This is a genomic window from Streptomyces sp. NPDC085524, assembly GCF_044541755.1.
GTDB lineage: Bacteria > Actinomycetota > Actinomycetes > Streptomycetales > Streptomycetaceae > Streptomyces.
The window spans coordinates 1-20,379 of sequence record NZ_JBITTH010000047.1 but is presented as its reverse complement, the minus strand read 5'-3'; the positions used below and the strand labels follow the sequence as shown (position 1 = coordinate 20,379).

Here is a 20,379-nt window from a genome sequence, read left to right as displayed (position 1 = left end):
TGAAGCGAACGGAAGGCCTTCAATGGCAAAGATCCATGTGGTCGCCAACCGCAAGGGCGGCGTGGGGAAGTCGCTGATCTCCCTGAATCTGGGCGCGGTCTGCGCCGACGTCGCCGGCCCTCGGGGCGATGGGAGTCCCTCGGTCGCGGTCGCGTCCGCGGACCCCCAAGGAACGTCGCTGTGGCGGGCAGCCCGGCTGGTCGAGCAGCCCTTCGACGTCCTCGACATCTCCGGCGATCTGGAGAACATCCAGCTCCTCAGGAAACTCCCGTACAGCCACATCTTCGTGGACACCCCGGGCTGGGCCGAGATCACCCCGGAGCAGTACGAGGCCGGCGAGGATCCGCTGGGCGACGACCGTTACGGTCGGCTGCTGACCGCGCTTCTGGAGCAGGCGAACGACGTGATCGTGCCGATCCTGACCGAGCCCGACTCCTTCGAGCCGACGTGGCAGACGATCGAGTGGGTCCTCAAGCCTCGCTCTCTGGCCTACCAGGTGGTCATCAACAACTGGCCGCCGGCCGAGGGCCAGGCGTACGTGGACGGTACCCGTGCGTTCTGCGAGAGCCACGGCTGGCCGGTAGCGCGGACGGTGATCCGCCGGTACCGCGTGCACACCAACGCCACGCGCGTGGTCACCCAGTACAACAACAACCGGGTCGAGCTCCAGGCCCGGGAGGACTTCTACCGCTTCGCCCTGGAACACGGGCTCCGCGGCGCGAGCGGCCGGCTGGACGAGATCGAGGCGGGCGTCTGATGGCAGGGACACGCACGAGCATCGCCGAGCAGTTCAGCAAGACCGCGGTGGGCACCGGGGTGGCACCGGAGAAGCAGACCGTCCAGCCGCAGGTCCGCCGGGAGGCCGAACCCCAGATCCCGGTCTTCCGCATGCCGGTGAGCCAGGACCGTGCGGAGCGGCTGGCGCACTGCCAGGGCGCCATCACGTGCGCCGACGCATGGGCCCAGACGGCGACTGAGGCGATCCAACAGCAGTACCTCCTCATGGTCAGCGGCGCCTATGAGCTTGTCCGTGAGGAACGGCTGTGGGAAGACAGCGGCCTGAGCTCCTTCGACGCGTGGGGCAAGGCCCTCAACGGCCACGGCGCCGACTACATGAACAAGGTCATCCGGATCGGCCCGGTCGTGCGGGCACTGGCGCCGGTGACCAAGCGGCAGCTCCAAGAGAAGCCGTTGCGGCCGCTGGTGTCGGTGCAGCGCGACCACGGCGACGACGCCACCCGCGCCTGCTGGGCTGCGGCAGAGGAGGCAGGCGACCTCACCTATCAGGGATTCCTGAAGGCGGCCGTCAAGCTCGGCTACAAGGTCGCGGTCGAGTCCGAGCCGCCCACACCGGTCGCCGCAATCGACCCGGCCAAGCTGAGCCTCACGGCGCTGCGCCGTCTCGGCGCCAGCGATCCGGACCGCGCCTTCGAGGCGTGCTCCGAGTTGCTGCGCGAGCTGACCGCGCTGAGGGCCGAACTCGCCGAACGGGCCGGCGGCCAGAACGTCTGAAGGCCCTGAGGAAGACCCCGGGTCTTCTCGTCCATGCGACGAGAAGACCCGGGGTCTTCCTGTGAGACCCGGGGTTGATCCGTCGCAGGTCAGGCTTCCGGATCCGACCCGGTGGACCTTGCGAACTTCTACCGGCTCTGCACGAATTCAACCGGCAGCATGACGAGTGCCGTGATGCCGCCTGAGTCGGAGAGGCCCAGGCCGGGGGGACGCAGGTCGGATGGGCGCAGTTGGATGCGGATGCCGTGTCGCAGGCACAGGCGGCCGACCACGAAAAGACCCATGCGGCGAGAGATGGAGACGTCCAGAATCGGCGGGCTCGCGAGCCGCTCGTTGATCGCGGCGAGGTCCTCGTGGGAGAGACCGATCCCGGCGTCGTGAATCTCGATGAGTACGCGGCCGTCGGGCAGCGCATAGCCGATGAAGTCGACGCTCGTCGTCGGGGACGAGAAGTAGGTGGCGTTCTCCATGAGCTCGGCGAAGATGTGGATGACGTCACGGACGCCGCGGCTGGGGATGGTGACGTCGGGCACCGCTTTCAGACTGACGCGTTCGTACTGTTCGACCTCGGCCGCGGCCGCACGGGCGATGTCGAGCAGGGGAACCGGATCGCCCCGTCGACGGCCTGTGTCCTCGCCCGCCAGAACGAGGAGGTTGTCGCCGTTGCGGCGCATGCGGGTGGCGAGGTGGTCGAGCTTGAAGAGCGAGGACAGTCGTTCCTGGTCGGCCTCACGCGACTCCAGTTCGGAGATGAGCGACAACTGACGGTCGATGAGGTCCTGAGAGCGGCGTGAGAGGTCGGCGAACATCGTGTTGACGCTGTTGCGCAGCATCGCCTGTTCCACGGCGAGACGGACGGCCTGACGCTGGACCTTGTCGAGCGCTTTGGCCACTTCGCGTGCGCGTCCGCTGCGGGGAAGGGGGATCGGTTCAATCACGACGCTCTGGCCGGCACCCGCGGCCGCGGTCTCCTCCAAAAGCCGTGGCAGTTCGGTGGCCACTCTTCGGACGGCCACGTGCAGTTGCTTCATCTCGCGGCGCCTGCGACCCCACCGCCACCAGGGCGCGGACGGCTCGTCTTCCACATCCGCTTCGACATCTGGCTCGACCTGAGCGACGTTGTCGTCGTCCAGGGCGTGCACGGCATGGTGGAGTGCCTGTGTGAGCCGACCCTGCTCCTGGGCGATGGCGTACCGGGTGCCGACCACCTGTGCCAAGGAGCGGGAGAGTTCCGCGACGAGGCCGTCAAGGCGTGCCTGTTCGGCCCTGGTCTGTTCCAGCCGGCGCTGAACGTCTTCGACGTCCCGGGTCTCGGCCTTGGCTTCCAGCTGCCTGAGGGCAGCTTCGGCCTTGTCTCGAAGGGCCCGTTCCGTCTTCAGCTGGGCTGTCAGGTCCCAGATCGTCTGTTGGGCCTCTTCGGCTCGCGCGGTCGCCTCCTCGAGTTGCTCCTGGAGCACGTACACCTGGTGGAGCCGAGGCTCGCGGACGCGGCATGCCTCGAAGTAGAGATCGCGGGCCCTGTCCTTGACCGTTTGCGTGACCGGAGCGTTCGTCTTCTTCTCCACCGCTTGGTAGAGCCGCTCCAGGAAGGCAATCTCGGGCAACCGCTCGCCGCTGAAGTAGCGCGAGAGGGTGGAGGCGGTGCCTCCCAGGTCGAGTACGAGTTCGGCGTACGTCATGTCGAGACCCGTGTAGAACTCGCGTAGGCACATGACCCAAGCGGTCATCTCCGGCGCGAGCTTCGCGCTGAGATCCTTCTGCCGCCGCCCCGGTCGTGGTTCTTGCATCCCCCGCATCAACTCCCCTCTACGGGGATCCTGCCAGCCATTGTTTCCGCTCGTCGGAAAGATCGTGGATCCGGACCTGATGCGTCTGCCGCAACAAATCGCCCCCTGCGAGCTTCGAGACGGCGCACTCGCCCATGGCACGAAAGGGACCGGCAAGTGGAAACGATCAACGAGCTCATCGGACTGGGAGCAGCCCTCTTGAACTTCGCGGGGGCCGTCATCGGTACCGGCCTACTCTGGCAAACGCTCAAGCACAGGCGCGGGGCGCGGAGCGACGAGCGAAGCTGAGGCCGGCGGCCGGCTTCGACAGGAAGACCCGGGGTCTTTTCGTCAAAATGACGGGAAGACCCCGGGGTCTTCCCGCACAGACCCCGGAACCGGATGGGATAGAAACGGGCGAGGCCCGGGCGATTGCTGCGCCCCGGGCCTCGCTCTTCGTGGAGGTGCCGGTCGCTCACACGGTGCCGTCCTGGGGGGTCTCCGGGTCGTAGCCGGTCTGCGGGTCGTAGCCGGCCCTGATGAGTTCCTCGGCCGCCTTCTTGTAGGTGCTGGCGGTGGACGCGGACGCCTTCCCGCCGAGGGCCGCGGCGATCGTCGCGCCGTCCGCCTCCGGGTTGGTCAGCAGCAGCCGGGCGACCACGCGCGTCTTGATCTGCACCGTGGACATGTCCGCCAGCGCCTCGGCCTGGGCCGCCCGTGCCCGTGCTTCGGCGGCCTGCGCCTCGCTTTCGGCGGCCCGTGCCCGTGCTTCGGCGGCCTGCGCCTCGCTTTCGGCGGCCAGCCGATTGGCTTCGGCGATCCGGCTGTTGTCCTCAGCAGCGAGCCGGGATGCGGCCCTCACACGGGCCTCGGCCTCGTCCGCGCTCGCCTTGCTGAGGGCCTCGGCCTCCCATGCCGCAGCCGCCTCGGCGGCCATTTCGGCGGCGATGCGGTCCGCTTCGGCGGCGCGCTGCCTGGCTTCGGCGGCGCGGGCGGACTCTTCGGCGGCCTCCTCCTCGGCGGCCCGGCGCTCCTCCACGGTGGCAGCCCGGTGCGCTGCGGCGAGGGCGGCCTGGGTCTTGAGTTCGGCGGCCGCGGTCGCGCCTTCGGCCTCGGCGAGCGCGACCTTCTCCGCCCCGGTGACGCGGGCGCGCAGTTGCGCCAGCTCCCCGGCGGCCTTCAGGCGCTCCGCTTCGGCGGCGGTCTCCTCGATCGCGGCCCGGTGGTTCAGGTCCCGCTCGTGGCGGTCGGCTGCAGCCTTCAGCTCCAGGGCCTCCCGCTCCGCCTGCTGCTCCCGCAGCTGCTCGGCGCGCTTCATCCGGGCCGGCAGGGCCAGCGCCTGCTCGACCGGCACGCCGTGCGGGGCCAGGAGCACCGGGAGGCGGTCCAGGACGCCGAGCCTGCCCTGGGCCAGGCCCTGCTCGATCTCCTCGCGGTGGGCCAGCCACACCTCGTAGATGGCCAGCTCACGGCGCTGGATGCGGACCTGGGTGTAGGTGAACTCCCACGTCTTCATCGCCCGGAAGATCGAGCCGGTCTTGATGGGGTGCATCAGCCAGCGGTGCCACGGGATCGGGTCCCGTCCGGCCCCCATCTCCAGGGCGGCCTGTGTCACCAGGTAGTGGCGGCCTGCTTCGACCAGGACCACGAACACGATCGGCATGGCGGCGTGGGACGCGGCCTTGGCCGGGTTGTCCAAGATGGAGCCCTGGGCGGACGCGTTCAGGTAGATCGTCAGCGCGGTGAACGCGTGGGCGACGGGGCGCAGCAGCCAGAAGCTGTGTCCCCGGGCTGCGAACAGCAGGTCACCGGCGAGGCAGACCACGATGGTGGCGTCCACCCCAAGCGCGAACAGCACGCTGTTGGCGCCGGGGGTGAACCCGAAGCGGGCGTGAGCGGCGGTGCTGAGGTTGTCGAACGACAGGTAGAAGCCGACCACTCCGACCGCCACACCGCCCAGCAGGAACGCCAGCCCCAGCCAGAACCGCAGCCGGGCGCTCCCCTGCGGACCGGCCTCAGCCGCCGGACCGGTCGGCGCCGCGGCCGTGTCCTCCGCCCTGTCCAGCCACACGGCCAGCCCCTCCGCCGAAGCGGTCCCCTTGGCCACCGAAACGGATCCGCCCCCCGCCGAAACCTCAGGGCCCGCCCCCGAAACCGGGCCGGCCGCCGCCGAAACGGTGCCCTGCGCCGGGAGGGTGATTGGCTCCCTCGTGGTCGTCATCTCTCTCCTTGCCGAAACGAAGCGGGTGGTGTGCCTGGCGGGCCCGAAACGGGCCCGCCAGGGTCGTACTGGTGCCGCAGTGGCCCGCCCATGGTGCCTGGGTGCTCTTCCGCGGCCGATAGGGCGGTCGGTCAGTGGCCGGACAGGTGGGCCGAGATGTCCGCGGTGAGCGCGGCGGCCGCGTTGTTCGCTGCGTTCAGCGCGTCGGCCGACTGCTGGGCCTGCTGTATGGCCTGGGCGTTGGCGACGCGGGCGGCTTCCATGGCGGCCGCGGCGGCCTGGCGCTCGGCGTCTCCCATCAGGCACCCCCGAGCGGCAGGGCCAGGAGCCTGATCGTCCAGGCCCCGCAACGCAGGCACCGGTACTCCCGGCCCGACTTGTCGCTCTTCATCCGCCGGCCGTGGCACCGGGGCGCGGTCGCCCGGCTCACCGCCGCCCCCACCGGCGGCCGCCGCTGCTGCTGTCCTTGTCCTGGCCCGGCTCCGGCCTGGCCTCGGCCTTGAACCAGCCGCCGCGCGAAGGCCGGTACTCGGTGGCGTGGCGCTCGCGGTCCGCGTCGCTCTGGCGCTCGGCCAGCTCGCTCTGGGAGATCGTCTTGCGGAATGCCATGATGTGGCTCCGTCTCTCGTGAGGGATGGAAGCCCCGGGGCGGCCGCCCATCTGCCAAGAGTTCGGCCGCCTCGGGGGGTCTTGTTCGTGGTGCTCCCGACCCCTCTAGGGGGTCGGCGTCTGGGGTGTCAGGGAAGGGCGTCAGGGCCCCTGTCAGGCCCCGTAAGGCGACCGATAGAACCGCAGGTCACGTGACCGATAGGGCCGTCTAACGGGCCTCCTGGGCCCGCCCCTTGGACAGGGCCGGGGAAGGGGCCGAATCGGCGTCCAGCAACCCCCCGGGAATCAGCCGCAGGGCGGCCGCGGCGGGGGTGCCGACAGGGGCCGATGCGGAGGCCTCGGCGGGGGTGCCGGCAGGGGCCTCGGCAAGCCTCTCCCCGACCGCCTGAACGGGCACCGGGGCGGGGGCCACAGCAGCCGCCGCAGGGGTCTCCCCCGGGGCCGTGGCAGGGGCTTGGGCGCGGGCCCGCAGCAGGGCCGCCGGGGACATCCCCAGGGCCGCCGTCGCCGCATCTATCCGCAGCCCAACCCGGGTCACCGGCTTGCCGCCGATCCGGTAGCCGACCTTGTCGACAACGGGCAGGCCGGCACGCTCTACCCAGGCCCGGAACTCCCCCTGTTCCGTGCCCTCGGCCAACAGCCCGTCCTCGATGGCGGAGGCCAGCACCACGTCCAGGTGCAGCCCCACCCGCCCGGCCGCCTCGGCCTCGGCCAGCGCCCCGACCACATGCAGCAGCAGGGCCGTACCCCGATCCGGCGCCACCTCCCCGGCATCAGCGTCCTCGACCTCGGGCCGCTGCGCCTCGGCGTCCGGCTCCTGGTCCTGGTCCTTGGCCTCGGCAGGGGCGGGGGCGGGGGCGGGGGCGAGCATCCAGGCCGCCACCGCCCATCCCAGGCCGCCAGCCGTGGCCAGTACGCCCTGGTACGGGCCGAGCTGCTGCACGTACGGCCACAGCAGGGTTCCAGCGGTGCCGGCCGCCCCGGAGGCCAGCAGGCCACCGAACGCGGCCAGCCCCAGGGCTTCGGGGACCGGGCGGCGGACCGGCCGGACCGGAGGCGCCGTCACCTTGGCGTCGTCCTCCGGCTCCTGGCCGTCGTCGTCCTCGGCGTCGTCGTCCTGGTCGGCCTTTCCCCTGGCCGCCTTCTTGGCCTTGGCCGCCTTCGCGAGGGCGGCCTTGTCGGCCTTGGCCTGCGCGGCCTCGGTCGCCTCGGCGTCCACGCTGGCCACGTCCCACAGCCACCCGGCCGCCCGGCCAGCGCACCGGCACAGCAGCCCGGCCAGCACCACCGACCCGGACACGAGCGAGGTGACCGCGGTCCCCGGCCGGACGATCTCCTTGACCTGGGCGCCGGTGCCGGTCACAGCGCACCCACGATGTTCGCGAGTTTCAGGACCAGGCCGACGCCGATGCCCCAGATGCCGCCGGCCTGCCCGTAGATGACCCCGGCCGAGACGCCCAGCAGGGCGGGCCAGAGCGTCTTCTTCCACTTCGGGACGAACGTGAGGATGGACAGGGCCAGGGCGACGCCGCCGAGGCCGATGTTCCCCAGGCCGGAGCCCTGGATCACGGAGGTGGGCACCTCCGAGATGCCCTTGACGACGTCGCCCCACAGTTCCCCGGCCGCCACGGCCAGGGTGCCGAACGCGATGCCCCACGCCCCGGCCTTGTCGCGGTCCAGCTTCATGCGGTCCGAGCCGCGCACGCCCAGGAACAGCAGCAGTCCGGAGGCCAGGGCCAGGCCGGAGAGGCCGACCGACCCGAGCACCGGCCCGGCGGCCAGCACAACGTCCGTGGCGATGGTCTGAGTCGTGTTCACAGCAGGGCCCCCGGGGCGTAGAGGAGGGAGGAGAGGGTCACGGTGGCGAGCGGGATGCGGGCGGCCCACCGCAGCGGCGGCGCCCAGCGGGCGGCGTACCGCTCCAGGTAGAGCCAGCACACGGCCCCGAACGCCCCGGCCACTGCGAGGGGGGCCAGCAGCGCCGACCATGGGGCCGACCACGCCATGAACCCCGTGATGAGAGGGCCGGTCCCCTGGCCCCAGAACGCGGCGCCGAGCGCCCCGGCCGGCCGGGCGGCAAGGCCCGCGAACCCGGGCAGCCCCCTCAGCAGCCCGCCCGCCTTCCACCCCGCGTACACGGCGGTGCAGGTGAGTGCGAACGTGCCGACCGGCGCCAGCGACAGGTTGATGTCCGCCATGACGGTCGCCCCGGCCATCGCGTCACCGCTCACGCCCCACAGCAGGCTGTGCCCGACCGCAGCGGCACCGCCGTTGTAGGCCAGCCACCGCCATCGCGCCGGCTGCACCACCACCTGCACCGCAGCTGTGGCAGTGCTTTTGCCTTTGCCGTGCTTCTTCTTCCGCTTCCGGGCCTTCGCGGCGCCGACCGTGGGGGCGCTCACTTCGACGCCCCGTTCTTCGCGCGCTTGCCGAACAGCTTCGTGTGCAGCGCCCGCCGGTCCCCCTGCCGCAGCCCCCCGCGCACCCCGATGACCTTCGAGGGGGTGGAGGAGTCGATCAGGTCCCGCTCCAGACACCAGTCACGCACCGGGCACCGGCCGCAGTACGCCAGCGCCGTGCGCTCCGCCCTCGAGGGCACGGCCTCGCCCGTCGTCGTCTCCCACGGCTCCGGGTAAAACACCCTCGGGTCCGCCCCCACACAGGCCGCACCACCCGCCCGCTCCCGGCGCACCGCCGGAGCGGGCGCCAGGTCCCTGCACTCCCAGAGCCGGTCCAGCCAATCCGTGGGACGCGACGCGACCCAACCCTCCGGCAGCGGGGGCACCCCGCCCACCGCGCTCACAGCTCCACCCCGAGCGCCCGCAGGCCCGCACGCACCCGCAGCTCGTCCCCGCCCAGGCCCAGCACCTCCGGCGCCTGGCGGGTCTCAACCAGTCCCGCGGTGCAGCGCCGTGACGGTAAGACCGTCCGTGTCACCGCTGCGGAACACAGACCCCGCCTGGGGCGCCACCAGCGCCTCGCCTCTGCAACCATCACGAAGTCGGCCTCTCTCCACGCATATGGACAGGTCCGGCAGCAACGCAGGCGCTCCAACGGCTGCGTTGCCGCCCGGTTGGCGCTCCAACGCCGACCGGGCGATCTGTGTTTGCGCAGGTCAGACGACGCAGACACAGGTCCGGGACACGCTGACTAGCCCCCGCCAGGGGTACCGGGCGGGGCGTCATCGCGCTCCATCACCGTAGACCACTAGCGATAAATAGCGCTAGTGGTAGCGCTACAACTCTCTGTGGTTTAGCCTCAGAGGTGCACCGCTGTACTCGCGGGGAGTACGGCACTAGCCAAAGGAAGGGCCTGGTATGACCGAGACGGCCGGTTACGCGGAGATCGCGGCGTACTACCGCAAGCAGATCCAAGACGGGGCACTCAGGCCAGGCGACACGATGCCGTCGTTGCGGCAGGTCGGCGAACACTTCGGCGTGGCGCAGACGACCGCTAACAGGGCCTTTCGTGTGCTCAAGCAGGAGGGGCTGACCCTCCCGAAGGCCGGCGTTGGAACCATCGTCGCGGGCCCCATCAGTAACAACATCGCGGCCCGAGTACGTCTGCACGAGGCCACTGGTAGCGCCCTTGCTGGCGGGGAGACCTCGCACATCGTGGAGATCGGCACGGTCGGCGCGGATGAAGTGGTAGCGCCACGTCTGGACGTAGCCCACGGCACGCCCGTGCACGTGCGGCGCCGCGTGGTCAGCCGGAACGGCGTACCGGTACACGTCAGCAGCTCGTACTACCCGGCTTACGTGATCGCAGCCACCCCAGAACTGACGGAACTGGTATCCACCGGCGGGTCTCGCGAGCTGGCGGCAGAACGGCTGGGGAGCGCCCAGGACCATGTCTTGGAAGAGGTGACCTCTCGCTACGCCACGGAATCCGAAAAGGCCGCCCTCGGTCTCACTGCCGGGGAGGTAATCGTGACTCAGGTGGTTCGTACGGTTTACCTGGCTGACGGCCGTGTAGTGGAAGTTGCCGTAAAGGTAGCCGGGGGAGCGACCATTCTCCGTTGGGCCACTTCTCTAAATTCTCAGGCTGCTGCGGGAAACACCGAATAAGCCGCTGCAGCAATGCGTGAAAATCTGAATTCATGCGCAGGATTAAACAGGCGCTCGGTCTTGCACGCAGCGGGACAGATATCAGCCCATGCCGCATCGACCCCAAGAGCCCTACGAAGAGACCTACGAAGAATAACTGCTCTGATCCCCATTAGTCGGGGTGCGGGAGCATGGCCCCACAACACAGCGAGCCCCGCCGGTAGGCGGGGCTCGACAGGTCCATCCCAGGGTTCGCGGCCCTGGTCTGGAGAGGCGCGACATCACAGCAAGAGGTTGGAGGTGCGCTCACTGATGAGCGTACGTGGAACGGCAGGCCAGGCACCACATGGCCTCGGTCACGATGGCATGTCCACCCGAGCGGGGGTGGGGCGGTGAAGAAGCGCAGTGGGCGGCCGGCACGGTTCGCGGCGGTCCCGAACGAGACGATCGATGATGCGCCGGGCCTTGATCTGACGGCCCTGGGGCTGCTGGCGGTGCTGATCCGCCACCAGGACGGTTGGGATGTGACGCTGGCCGAGATCGCCCGGAAGTACGGGTACGGCCGGGACGGGTTGGCGGCCGCGATGGGGCTGCTCCAGGTGGCCCGGTACGTCGTGAAGATCCGCGTCATGGTCTGGGAGGGCAACCAGTGGTCCACCGAGGTGGTGGTCTACGACACCCCGGCCAGCGACGCGGAGGTGTCCGCGCTGCTGGCGTCCGTCGAGCGGGAGCGGGATGTCCGGCAGGTGCAGCTGATCGAGCCGACCGCAGCCGCGAAGGCCGCGGCCGCGAGGCGCCGGGCGAAGCTGGCGGGGAGGCCCTCGAAGCGGGTCGAGATCGCCGTTCCCCGACTCCCGGAATCCCGGGAGTCGGGGCTGACCTGCGAAAACGATTCAATTGACCAGGTCAGCCCCGACTACAGGGTTTCCCGGGACTCGGGGAACCCTGTAGTCACTAAGAAGACTGTTAGCCAGAAGACAACAGAAGACGATCAAGCGCCTGCGGCGCGAGCCGCTGGTGACGCCCGTAGGGCTAGTGCGGGTAGTAGCGCGCGTGCTAGCGCGGGCGGCTCCGCCGCGTCCTCCGGCGCTGGCGCGCCGAACCGGGGTTCGCGCTCGGGGAAGACCGGCAAGAGCGCCGGGGTGCGGATGTCCCGCGAGCAGGCCGCCGCGGTGGCCCGGGTCGAGGCTGCCTGGCCCGAGGCCCTGGCCGCGCTGCTGCCGAAGTACCGGCCGGCGGCGCTGCGGGACGCGATCCTGGCCGCGCTGGACGGCGGGCGGACCGCCGAGCAGCTGGCGGCGCGGGTGGAGCGCCGGTGGTGGGCTCACGGCTACCGGGACGCTCTGGCCGAGGGCGGGCCGGGCATCGGCTCACCGGTCGGAGTCGCGGTGGGCCTGGTGCGCCCGTCCACGGATTGCCCGGACCCGATGTGCGAGGACGGCGTGACCATCGACCGCGACGCGGCGTGCCTGGCGTGCGAGCAGCGGCGTGCGGACCGGAAGGCGGCCAGGCAGCAGGGCCGGGTACCGGGACCGCGGGAAGCCGGCCCGGCGCCGGTGTGGTGGGAATGCCAGGGCACCGACGAGCACGGCCGGCCCTGCGAGGCAGCCGGACACGGCCCGCGGCCGGAGGACGGTCTGTGCTGGCAGTGCCACGACCGGGCCGAGGCTGAGGCGATCGAGCGGGCCACGGCGGGCCTGCGGGCCGAGCGGGACGCGGAGTACGCCGCCCAGGCCGAGCGCGCCAGGACGGCTGCGAAGTGGGGCGCGATGCTGGACGACGCGTACGTCGAGCACGCCGAGTGGGAGGCGGCCGGGGATGCCGACCGGCAGACGCGGCGGGAGGCCGAGGCGGAGGAGACCCGGCGGCTGCGCGAGCAGCTGGCCGCCGAGCACCCCGAGTTGGCCGCCTACGCCCAGCAGCCTGAGCCACAGGCCGCCACGGCGCCGGCCTAGCCGCCAAGGGCGGTTACCGGTTACCGGTTACAGCCCTGGGATTACCGGGTCCGACCTGTCCTGAGCTGCGCGAATCCGCGTTCTCCGGCCTGTAACCGGTAACCGGTAACCGCCCCCGGGGAGAGTCCTGCAGCGGGTCAGCGGCGCAGGATGCGGGCCAGAAATCTGGCCCGAGCGCCGGGCGGGTGGGCTGTGGCACCCGGACCCGGCCGGGCCTAACGAGGGCCGGAAGGGCCGCTGTGCGGCCCGCTGAGCGCCTCGGAGGCAATTTCGGCCCCCCAGGTCGGAGCGGTCTCTGAAAGGCGCTCAGTGAGGCGTGTGGGGCTTCGGGTTGATGATCGGCCTTGGGTGACGTCCACTCAGGCCCCGCTCGGCGACCCGGCGGTCGGCACTGCCCGTGGCCGTGCCCGCGGCCCGGGCTGACACCTGACACGTCAGAACGGCCGCTGACCTGGCCTGGGGCCTTGGCGTGCAGGCCGGTGGTGTCAGTGTCGGGCGTCAGCCCGTGTCACACGGGCCTGTCACTCAGGCCGCCAGGTGGTGTCACACCGGGCGGGTGCCACACGGCTGACCAGGCCCGGGGCCACCGACCCCCGCCCCTGGCGCAGGCGTCACACACGGGTTCATCACCTGCCGTGGGGCCGATGAACGGTGGGGGCCAGGATGCGCGCCTGCACGCGCGCGTGTTGGGCTCCTCGAGGCGGCTGGTGAGGCCGGGGCTAGGGTCAGGGCCAGCCCGCGCCGATATGGCGTGCGCGGGTGAGGCCCGGTGCCCAGAGCGCTCTGGGAGCAGTACCACCGGACCGCCCAACACGTGCACATGTGCACGGGCACCCTCGTGCACACGACGATCGCCCCGGCTGGGGCCGGCCAACGCGTGCCGTGCGTGGCGCGTGCCGCGCACGAGGGGCTTGAGGCGGGGGAGTGTTCGCTCTTCAACCGGAGCGGGAAGCCGCGGTAGGCCCGGGAAGGGCCCTGTGCGGCCGCGTGAGGGTCGAACGTCGCACCCAAGGCCCCGTTGCTGCAGAGGCCTGTGAAAGGCCCTCAGGGACGCTTGTGCTGCTTCCGGCTCCTGTGCTGCCGCGGATACGGCAAAGGCCGACGTACGCACCCTAGGGGTACGCTCATCGGCCGCCGCGCGGGTCACGCGCCAACGTGACCTGCAATGTCCCTGGAAGTTGCCTTGGTTGGAGCCAGTAGCAGCAGGGCGCCCGTAAACGCGCACACGTGTCGGTTCAGGAGGTGCGCGCGTAACGAGGTTGAGACTACGGCTGCCGTGGCTGAGGTATCACTCACAGTTGCTGGGACAAAAGTCGAGCCAATGAATTTCGGCCGCCTCGGTAGCTGCATCATCGCAGGTCAGAGGCCATACGAGGATTGATATCTCGGGTTTGGAATTTGGGACGACTTCGGAGCCAATTCGGTGGTCTTGGCGAAGACGGGCTACGGGCTGAGAGGCTTGGTCGGCAGTGCTTCGTTCCGCTGCGCAGGTGACGCCAATCGCCTAGTGGGACACGGCCTGTTGGAGCCAGTAGCAGCCGGTCGGCGGCCCATCTTGGGCCGTCGACCCTTACCCGTGAAGGGTGCCTGACTTGAACACGATCGACGGGGCCTCGGCCCCGGCCTCTGGCGTGCGCTTCGGCATGCCGCACGCCTTCGTCATCGCCGCCTACCTGGCGGCCGCCGTGCTCCTCAGCCTCATCGCGCACATGCCCGTGCAGGACATCCTCGTCCTGCTTGGGGGCGCCGGCGCGGTCAGTGTCGCCGTCCTGGTCGCCTCGAACGTCAAGGGTGGCAAGGGCGGTGGCGGCGGCCTGCTGCGGCGGTTGCTGAACGCCGCGCTCGGCGGGCCCGGCAGCGGGAGCGTGAACTAGTGGGCCGGCCGGGGCGCCCCGAAGCCCCCGTCGACCACACGATCCCCGAGCTCGGGGCGTTGGCCCAGTTCCTCCGCGACAGGCGGGGCAGCATCCCCTACAGCACGCTGGCCCAGCGCAGCGCGTGGGGCGCGTCGACCCTCAAGCGCGCCGCGTCCGGCAAAGCGCTGCCGACGTGGGACTGCGTCCAGGGCTACCTGGCCGCCTGCGGCATCACCAACGGCCCGGGATACGACGACGCGGGATGGCTCTACATGTCCGCCTACGAGGTCTGCAAGCGCCGCCCCAAGCGCTGGGGGGTCGCACCGCGACCGAACCTCGCCGCCAGCGAGGCCGACCTCAGCCGTGCCCTGCGGGCCGCCTACGACGCCGCCGGGCGTCCGCCCATCCGGGACTTCGTTGAGCGAGTCGGGGACTACCACCTGCCTCGCACCACCGCGCACCGCATCATGCGGGGCCAGGCCATGCCGGTGGACGTGTCGCAGTACCTGAGCTTCCTTCAGGCCTGCGGCATCCCTGGGCGCGCGCTGCCGGCCTGGTTCGATGCCTGGTCTCGCATTCGGGGGGTCAGTCCCTTCCTCGAGATCCGGCGTATCAGCCCCCTCCTCGACGGGGTCGGCGCTCTGTACCTCAGGTGGCTGGAGAACCAGAAGGTGTACCCGCCGCCCGCTTGGTACCAGGGCAGGAGGATCAGCGCCGCAGCCTGATCGACAAGGCGAACGCGGGGCCGTCCTGGAAGGGGCGGCCCCGCTGCTCTTTTCCCCGCTGCTCTCACAGGATGGGCGTCTTCGTGCCGGGGCGTCCGGACGGGATCAGGCGGTGTTGCAGGCGCCGAGCAGCGTCGCGATCGAAGTCACGGGACGGGCTTGCTGCGGAGCCGCGTTTCACCGTGGCTGCGGCGACCGGGACGTGAAACGCCCAGTCACCCGGTCGGCCGATGTCTGGGGCATCGCTGGCGGCTGGCGGGGAGTGTCCTCTCCAGCTTTCGGTGGGCCAGGCAGGCCTGTGGTGTTCATAAGCTCAGGGTGCGGCCGGAGGCCGCACCGAGGGCCGGTCTCGCTGCAACGAGAACCGACCTGTTTCCCCTGTTGTGTCGAGTGGCAACGGCCCGGGGAGACCGCGTACGAGAGATCCGCCCCATGGGGCGGACGCAGTCGGCCACGTCCCGGACATGCCTGACCTGCAGACATGTGGACATGGCTCTGGAAGACATCCCTGTTACGGCACGGTCCAAGACCGGGCCGGGGACAGCCTCCTGGGACGGCGGGCATGGGTTCCATGCCTGGCCGGCGGGCATCCGGACGCGTCTGCCGGAGTCATCCGGGAGACGGGCAGAGTGGACCGCACCAGGGCTGAAGAGGGATCCCACGAAGGAGCCAGGGTGTTCACCAGGCCGAGGCCGGCGTGGAACAGGGCGAGGGACTGCGGTCCTGACCGATTGATACGCATCGCCTGTGCTCCCCTCCGTGAGGCCCGATCTGGTTCGGGCTACGCATCGCAGCCTGAGGGTTCCAGCGTGCCGGGACAAGGCCTCCTGTCCGCCACACCTTGGACAAGAGGCCGCGGCACGCCCCGGCGGCCCGGACGGGCGTCGCCATGACCTGCGCGATCAACACTGACGCTGTTTCAACTTCCAGTGGGACAAGCTGAAACGACGCCTCCGGCGCGTGTAGACGGGCACACGAGGGTCCTGAACGCTGTGGGGAGGTCTAAGACCTTCGGTCCTGCAAGGCCGTCGGTCAGCTGGTGGACCTGTCGAGTGGCAACGATCCCCAGGAGTAACAGTTGAAGAAGAAGACCGCGCGCGCAGCCGCGTGTGTGGAGGCTCCGACGACGGGCACCGGACCCCTGGTCCCGGTGCCCGCCACGATCATCGTGGTCATCGTCATCCTCCTCACCGCCGCACTCACCTTCTACGGGATGCCGGTGGACACCGTCATCACCATCCTCGCCGTCGGCGGCCTGCTCGGCATCGAGCTGATCCGCCGGCTGGTCGACACACTCACCACCCGCCGCCAGGTCTCCTAAGAGACCGCGATGGGGCGCGAACCCAGCGCCCTGGCTGAGCACACCGCCCGGGGTCTGGCGCAGTGGCTGCTGTCACTGCGCCAGGCCTCGGGCCTCTCTATCAGCCAGGTGGCGAGCCGAACCGAGCGGATGGGCATGTCCATCTCACGCAGCACCCTGTACCGGGCCGAACTGGTCCGCATGGTCGGGAAGCAGCCGAGCATCCCCTCATGGCCCGTCGTCGAGGCCTACACCAAGGCCTGCGGCGGCAACATCACCGAGGCGAGGCGGCTGTGGACGAAGGCCGCCTCCGTCCCGGCCCCCAGTAAGACCGCCTCGACCGCGCCCCGGCGGCCGGCCAAGGCACTCCAGTACATCTCCGAGCCCGTCGACCTGCTCCACGCCATGCAGAACCTGCGCCTTCGGGCCGGGAACCCGTCGTTGCGTGAACTGGAGAATCGGGCCAAGCCCCGCTTCAGCACCGTCACCCTGTTGCCGCGCAGCACGCTCGGCGCGGTTCTCAACGGCACCCGGCCCTGCCGCAGGGAGTTCCTCGGGCACTTCGTTCGGGCCTGCGGAGTGACCAACGAGGCGGAGGTCATGCGCTGGCTCCAGGCATGGGACCGCATCGAGGCCTCCCGCACCGGCACCGTCAACCACGACATGCACCACCGGCTCACCGCACTAGAGGAGGACCTCCACCACACCAAGGCCGCCTTGGCCACCGTGCTCACCCTGCCCAAGCCCCGCCACGAGCCGGAGCCGGTACTTGTGCCGGACACCCGTCCCTCGGACGCCGAGCACCCGCAGGTCGCCGAGCTGGTCACCGAACCGGCTCCTGTCACCCGGGTCCGCACGAAGCCGTCGCGGACCCGCCGGTCCGGACAGTGGCTGTCCGGACTGGTCAAGGGCATCTCCGCAGCCTTCTGACCTTGAACGGGCCCTTGAGCAACAACCGTCACCCAGTCGGGCGTGGCGGCCAATGAAGGCCACGGCCGCAGCCTGACCGAGTAGCCGACGGCGGGCCGCCCTGGAGGGGGCGGCCCGCCGTCTTTGTGCTGCCTCCCCGTCCTGTGACCCCCTCCGGTCCGCGCGGCTCAGGACCACGGGAGGCCCCATCGAGGGGGACCGCAGGGGAACAGATGGGGGTAACCATGGGGGGAAACGCAGGGGGAACTTATGAGGGCAAACATAGGGGGAACGGGCACGCGGACTCACCACACATCGTCCCAGGTCAGCCCCCACTTTCTGACCGGTGAGTGCTCAGACATTAGGTCTGGGCTGGGGCGAAGGGGCGGGTTGGAGTTGGTCGGGGTGGAGGTTGGCGGGCGGGGGTGTCTGGAGGCTGGCTGACTCCTCGGGGCGGAGGGGGGTGTGGTCGTTAGCGTGGCGTGTTCACGAGTGCGGGAGACAGGGTGCGGCGAGTAACGGGCTGCTGGTTCTCAACGTGATCTGACCGGGCCACGGATGCGGGTGAGTGGGGGCCGCCGGGCGGGCCGGGGCCTGTCGCGCGGGTCGGCCTGTCGGCGCGACAGGGCCCGGCGGGACGTGGCTGGACCGGGTCGCGGCGGCCGTCGGTCGGCGTAGACGAGGCTGGCCGTGCCGCGGTAGAAGGCGAAGCCCGAGGCCGCCATCTTGCGGAACTTGACCTGGAAGGCCGCGGGTCGGCGGCGAGCAGCTCACCGAGCGCGGTGTCGAACACATCGGGGCTTCGCATGGTGCGTTGGAGCAGGTTCCGCCTGGGCGTCGTGGGTCGTCCTGGTTCTGCAACGCCCGACCGTATCTCTGCGTGCCCCGGAAGTGTCACCCGTGGGACGTAGGATTTGTAGCTGCCACCCGATTCGTGCGCGTACAGCTTCTGGGAGGCCGGGTTTTTGACGGACCGTCCGACCCCCGGCCTCCCCAGTTGAGGTATGGGCGGTCCGGATGGGGGGTCTCATGCCCGACAGCGACAAGCCGGGGTCCGACGGTACGGAGGACGAGGGCGCGCCGCGTGTCCGGGGTGAGAGCCGCAGCACCGCTCGCGATGTACTGATCGCTGGGGTAGCCGGGAGTTTCCTGGCCGATGCCTCCGGCGACATCGGGCACTGGATCTATCAGTACCTGGTGTGGCTGTTCGACATGATCGGCAGCTACCTGTAGAACGCGACGCGCCTCCTGGTGCTGGAACACCAGAAGGCGCGAGGTGCGGGTGTCACCCGCGGCGGTCTCTGTCCTTGCTTCGCTGGCCAGGCAGAGGCCGCCGTCTTCATGGCTTCAGTCTCCCGCTCACCACTGACAATGCATGGACGCATGATCGAGTCTGTGCGGAGGGGCCAAGGGCTCCAACTGTAAACCACGTCCGACCGGAAGCCTTCTACCAACTTCGACCCCTGCAGGGGTGAGTCGCCAGGTCACAGGGCTGTCTACGGCTCGTGAGGTAGGGGGCCACGCTCCCTGCGTGATCATGGAAGGCACCACCAAGATGGTGAAGGCCAGCCCCGGGCCGGTTCGGTTGCTTCGAGGCGTTCAGACGTGCACACGGGTGGGCTGTGGGGTTGTCGTGCTGCGTGGGCTTGGGCGGAGTGGCAAGCCTCCGCGCTGCTAAACAAGCCTGGTGTTACCTCGGGCCTGCAGCAGGGCCCCTGGGGCCTTCGCTCCTGTTCAGAGTGGGTAACAGGGCCGCAGGTATCCAGCTTGGTAACTGGGCGTGTAACAAGCGGCAGGCCGGGCGCACCCGCTTGCCCCGGGGTTTGGCGGCTGGACAGTACAGCTCACCGGTGAGTCACCGGTGAGTCACCGGTGAGCTTCCTGGTGGGTGAGTGGTGAGTCGCCCGCACCCCTTCTGAGCCCTTTACATCCTGCTTTGCCCCAATGGTCAAGGCGTCAGGTCAAGGGGCCAAGCAGTCATTGGCCGGTGACGGGCGGTCAGTGAAGGCCTCAGCCGTTCCGGGACCCAGGCGGCGTCGGCCGGGCTCGGCGGACCGCGTGGCGGGGCTGTCGGCCTCGGCGGCCGGAACTGTGTGGGCCAGCTCGGCCGCGAGGCGGGCCCGGGGGGCGGACGTGGCGGGGGTGTTGGTGGCAGGGCGGGGGCCGGTGCCCAGCGGGCGGCGCTCGATCATCCGGACAGTGTCCGCTGCCTGGGCCGTGAGCCTGCTGCCGGGGCTCCGTAACCCCCACCCGAAGCGGCGGGGTGTTGCCCCCGCTTGCCGTCATAGGGCAGCCACTACTGCGAGGGCGCCGGCGAATGCGGCGGCGAATGCGGCGGCCACCATCAGAGGGGCGACGATCCGCGGGTGACGGTAGGCGGCGTACGCCAGGACGGCCAGGAGCAGCAGGCCGGTGACGACGACCAGGAGCACGACGAGCAGGGCGAGTTTGGACATGGGGGTGTTCTCCTCAGGTTGGGCGTGCCAGGTCGGCACTGCCGGGATGGGTGGGGCGCAACGAGGGCAACTGTGCGAGCGATCGCGGCCGGGATCGAGTTCTCGCGAATATTCGTTCCGTGCCTGGTCAGAGGCCCTGCGGTGCGGATTCGCGAGAGCTTGACGGGGCGCTTGTGCAGGGGTAGGCGGCCGTCGCGGGATGAGGGTGGACTGTGTGGGGGTTAGCCCTGCAAGTCCCCCTGCGGCACACCGGGCCCGGTCTCGAGAGAGGTCTAGTGCGTTGATCGCGCGGATTCGCGAAGCCTTGACAGGGCGCCGTGCTGGCGCGCTCGCCCTTGCGGGTTGAGGATGCGCAGCGCGCGAGTTAGCCCTGCAAGTCCTGTCTCCGGCGCTGCGCAGTGGACTGCCCGTCACCCTGGCGACCGTTGAGACGAGGCTGAGCAGAATTTCTCTAGGCGACCCAGTGATAACAAATTTGTGGAGTTATTCAAGGGTTCTCCAGAGGCCCGGATAAATTTCTCAACGCGACGTTCTGAATTTCTCTATCTCTTCTGACGGCCTGTCAGATGAGTTTGTTTTGGTGGTTGGTGGGGTGCGGGCCTGAACAGCCGGGGCGCTGTGCGCTGTTGTGGGGGTCGTTCTCGACCCTGTTTGGCCCGGGGGTATTTCCGCAGTTCAGAGGGCTGGAGACGGGCTGTCAGGGGCGTTCAGGGACAGAGTCTTTGGGTCCGGTCAGGGGAGTGGCCCAAGGTGCCCGGCCCTTCCCGCTGTTGCAAGCAGCCCGCGAAGCGGGCCCAGGGCCAGGGGAGCGCAGCGACCAGGGCCCGCGGCCGCGCAGCGGCCGCATCCGGGCGAAGCGCAGCGCAGCCCGCCGCGGGAAGGAGCGAAGCGGATTCCCGCAGGTCAGAGAGCGAAGCGAACTGACCAGCCCCCGCGAAGCGGGGGCTCCACCGGCCCGAAGGGCCGGCCGCCCGAGCGCAGCGAGGGCGGAGCCCTCCCACGCGCGCAGCGCGTGGGGACATCG

General features: G+C 70.2%; 18 protein-coding genes and 1 pseudogene. 9 read left to right on the top strand and 10 right to left on the bottom strand.

What is annotated here, in order from left to right:
* The first annotated feature begins 22 nt into the window (after positions 1 to 22).
* Positions 23 to 757 carry a ParA family protein gene (locus ACIGFK_RS41060; protein WP_400055955.1) on the top strand — a complete coding sequence of 245 codons (735 nt, stop codon included), beginning with the start codon at positions 23 to 25 and terminating at the stop codon, positions 755 to 757.
* Positions 757 to 1,512 (top strand): hypothetical protein, encoded by a 756-nt coding sequence (locus tag ACIGFK_RS41055; RefSeq protein ID WP_400055954.1) that lies wholly within the window; start codon positions 757 to 759, stop codon positions 1,510 to 1,512. Before ACIGFK_RS41060 ends, ACIGFK_RS41055 begins: the two co-directional genes overlap by 1 nt.
* A gap of 128 nt (positions 1,513 to 1,640) precedes the next feature.
* On the opposite strand, the gene ACIGFK_RS41050 is transcribed toward ACIGFK_RS41055, so the two are convergent.
* From ACIGFK_RS41050 to ACIGFK_RS41015, 8 genes are all read right to left on the bottom strand, one after another.
* Positions 1,641 to 3,191, bottom strand: a complete 1,551-nt coding sequence (locus ACIGFK_RS41050) for an ATP-binding protein (RefSeq protein WP_400055952.1) — start codon at positions 3,189 to 3,191, stop codon at positions 1,641 to 1,643.
* Positions 3,192 to 3,753: 562 nt separating this feature from the next.
* Complete coding sequence (locus ACIGFK_RS41045; protein WP_400055950.1) at positions 3,754 to 5,385, bottom strand: DUF2637 domain-containing protein; 1,632 nt, start codon at positions 5,383 to 5,385, stop codon at positions 3,754 to 3,756.
* A 245-nt stretch (positions 5,386 to 5,630) separates the two neighbouring features.
* The gene (locus tag ACIGFK_RS41040) at positions 5,631 to 5,798 is read right to left on the bottom strand and encodes a hypothetical protein (RefSeq protein ID WP_400055949.1); all 168 of its coding nucleotides are present in this window, start codon (positions 5,796 to 5,798) and stop codon (positions 5,631 to 5,633) included.
* Between the two features lie 127 nt (positions 5,799 to 5,925).
* Entirely contained in the window at positions 5,926 to 6,108 is a 183-nt protein-coding gene (locus tag ACIGFK_RS41035; protein WP_400055947.1) for a hypothetical protein, read from the bottom strand.
* A gap of 208 nt (positions 6,109 to 6,316) precedes the next feature.
* Positions 6,317 to 7,471 (bottom strand): hypothetical protein, encoded by a 1,155-nt coding sequence (locus ACIGFK_RS41030; RefSeq protein WP_400055945.1) that lies wholly within the window; start codon positions 7,469 to 7,471, stop codon positions 6,317 to 6,319.
* On the bottom strand, positions 7,468 to 7,926 hold the full coding sequence (locus tag ACIGFK_RS41025) for a hypothetical protein (RefSeq protein WP_400055943.1): 459 nt from the start codon (positions 7,924 to 7,926) through the stop codon (positions 7,468 to 7,470). Before ACIGFK_RS41025 ends, ACIGFK_RS41030 begins: the two co-directional genes overlap by 4 nt.
* Positions 7,923 to 8,510, bottom strand: coding sequence for a hypothetical protein (locus ACIGFK_RS41020; RefSeq protein ID WP_400055942.1), 588 nt, complete (start codon positions 8,508 to 8,510; stop codon positions 7,923 to 7,925). Before ACIGFK_RS41020 ends, ACIGFK_RS41025 begins: the two co-directional genes overlap by 4 nt.
* Positions 8,507 to 8,767, bottom strand: a complete 261-nt coding sequence (locus ACIGFK_RS41015) for a WhiB family transcriptional regulator (protein WP_400055977.1) — start codon at positions 8,765 to 8,767, stop codon at positions 8,507 to 8,509. The genes ACIGFK_RS41020 and ACIGFK_RS41015 overlap by 4 nt, the downstream gene beginning before the upstream one ends.
* A 658-nt stretch (positions 8,768 to 9,425) precedes the next feature.
* Here ACIGFK_RS41015 and ACIGFK_RS41010 point away from each other — a divergent pair.
* The 6 genes from ACIGFK_RS41010 (at position 9,426) to ACIGFK_RS40985 (ending at position 16,920) form a co-directional block, all read left to right on the top strand.
* Entirely contained in the window at positions 9,426 to 10,175 is a 750-nt protein-coding gene (locus ACIGFK_RS41010) for a GntR family transcriptional regulator (RefSeq protein WP_388685997.1), read from the top strand.
* 371 nt (positions 10,176 to 10,546) lie between these two features.
* A complete protein-coding gene (locus ACIGFK_RS41005) occupies positions 10,547 to 12,109 on the top strand; it encodes a hypothetical protein (RefSeq protein ID WP_400055940.1) in 1,563 nt (520 codons plus the stop codon).
* Positions 12,110 to 13,701: 1,592 nt separating this feature from the next.
* Positions 13,702 to 13,983: a hypothetical protein gene (locus tag ACIGFK_RS41000; protein WP_400055938.1), complete on the top strand. Its 282-nt coding sequence runs from the start codon at positions 13,702 to 13,704 to the stop codon at positions 13,981 to 13,983.
* Positions 13,983 to 14,690, top strand: a complete 708-nt coding sequence (locus ACIGFK_RS40995) for an XRE family transcriptional regulator (protein WP_400055937.1) — start codon at positions 13,983 to 13,985, stop codon at positions 14,688 to 14,690. Before ACIGFK_RS41000 ends, ACIGFK_RS40995 begins: the two co-directional genes overlap by 1 nt.
* 1,078 nt (positions 14,691 to 15,768) lie before the next feature.
* Positions 15,769 to 16,011 (top strand): hypothetical protein, encoded by a 243-nt coding sequence (locus ACIGFK_RS40990; RefSeq protein WP_400055935.1) that lies wholly within the window; start codon positions 15,769 to 15,771, stop codon positions 16,009 to 16,011.
* A 9-nt stretch (positions 16,012 to 16,020) separates the two neighbouring features.
* Positions 16,021 to 16,920 (top strand): helix-turn-helix domain-containing protein, encoded by a 900-nt coding sequence (locus ACIGFK_RS40985; RefSeq protein WP_400055934.1) that lies wholly within the window; start codon positions 16,021 to 16,023, stop codon positions 16,918 to 16,920.
* A 626-nt stretch (positions 16,921 to 17,546) separates the two neighbouring features.
* Here ACIGFK_RS40985 and ACIGFK_RS40980 read toward each other — a convergent pair.
* A pseudogene (locus tag ACIGFK_RS40980) lies at positions 17,547 to 17,707 on the bottom strand (DUF2252 family protein); the annotation flags it as partial.
* A 221-nt stretch (positions 17,708 to 17,928) separates the two neighbouring features.
* Between ACIGFK_RS40980 and ACIGFK_RS40975 the strand changes: the two are divergent.
* Positions 17,929 to 18,132 carry a hypothetical protein gene (locus ACIGFK_RS40975; protein WP_400055932.1) on the top strand — a complete coding sequence of 68 codons (204 nt, stop codon included), beginning with the start codon at positions 17,929 to 17,931 and terminating at the stop codon, positions 18,130 to 18,132.
* A 1,049-nt stretch (positions 18,133 to 19,181) separates the two neighbouring features.
* Here ACIGFK_RS40975 and ACIGFK_RS40970 read toward each other — a convergent pair.
* Positions 19,182 to 19,355, bottom strand: a complete 174-nt coding sequence (locus ACIGFK_RS40970; protein WP_400055931.1) for a hypothetical protein — start codon at positions 19,353 to 19,355, stop codon at positions 19,182 to 19,184.
* Positions 19,356 to 20,379 lie beyond the last annotated feature (1,024 nt).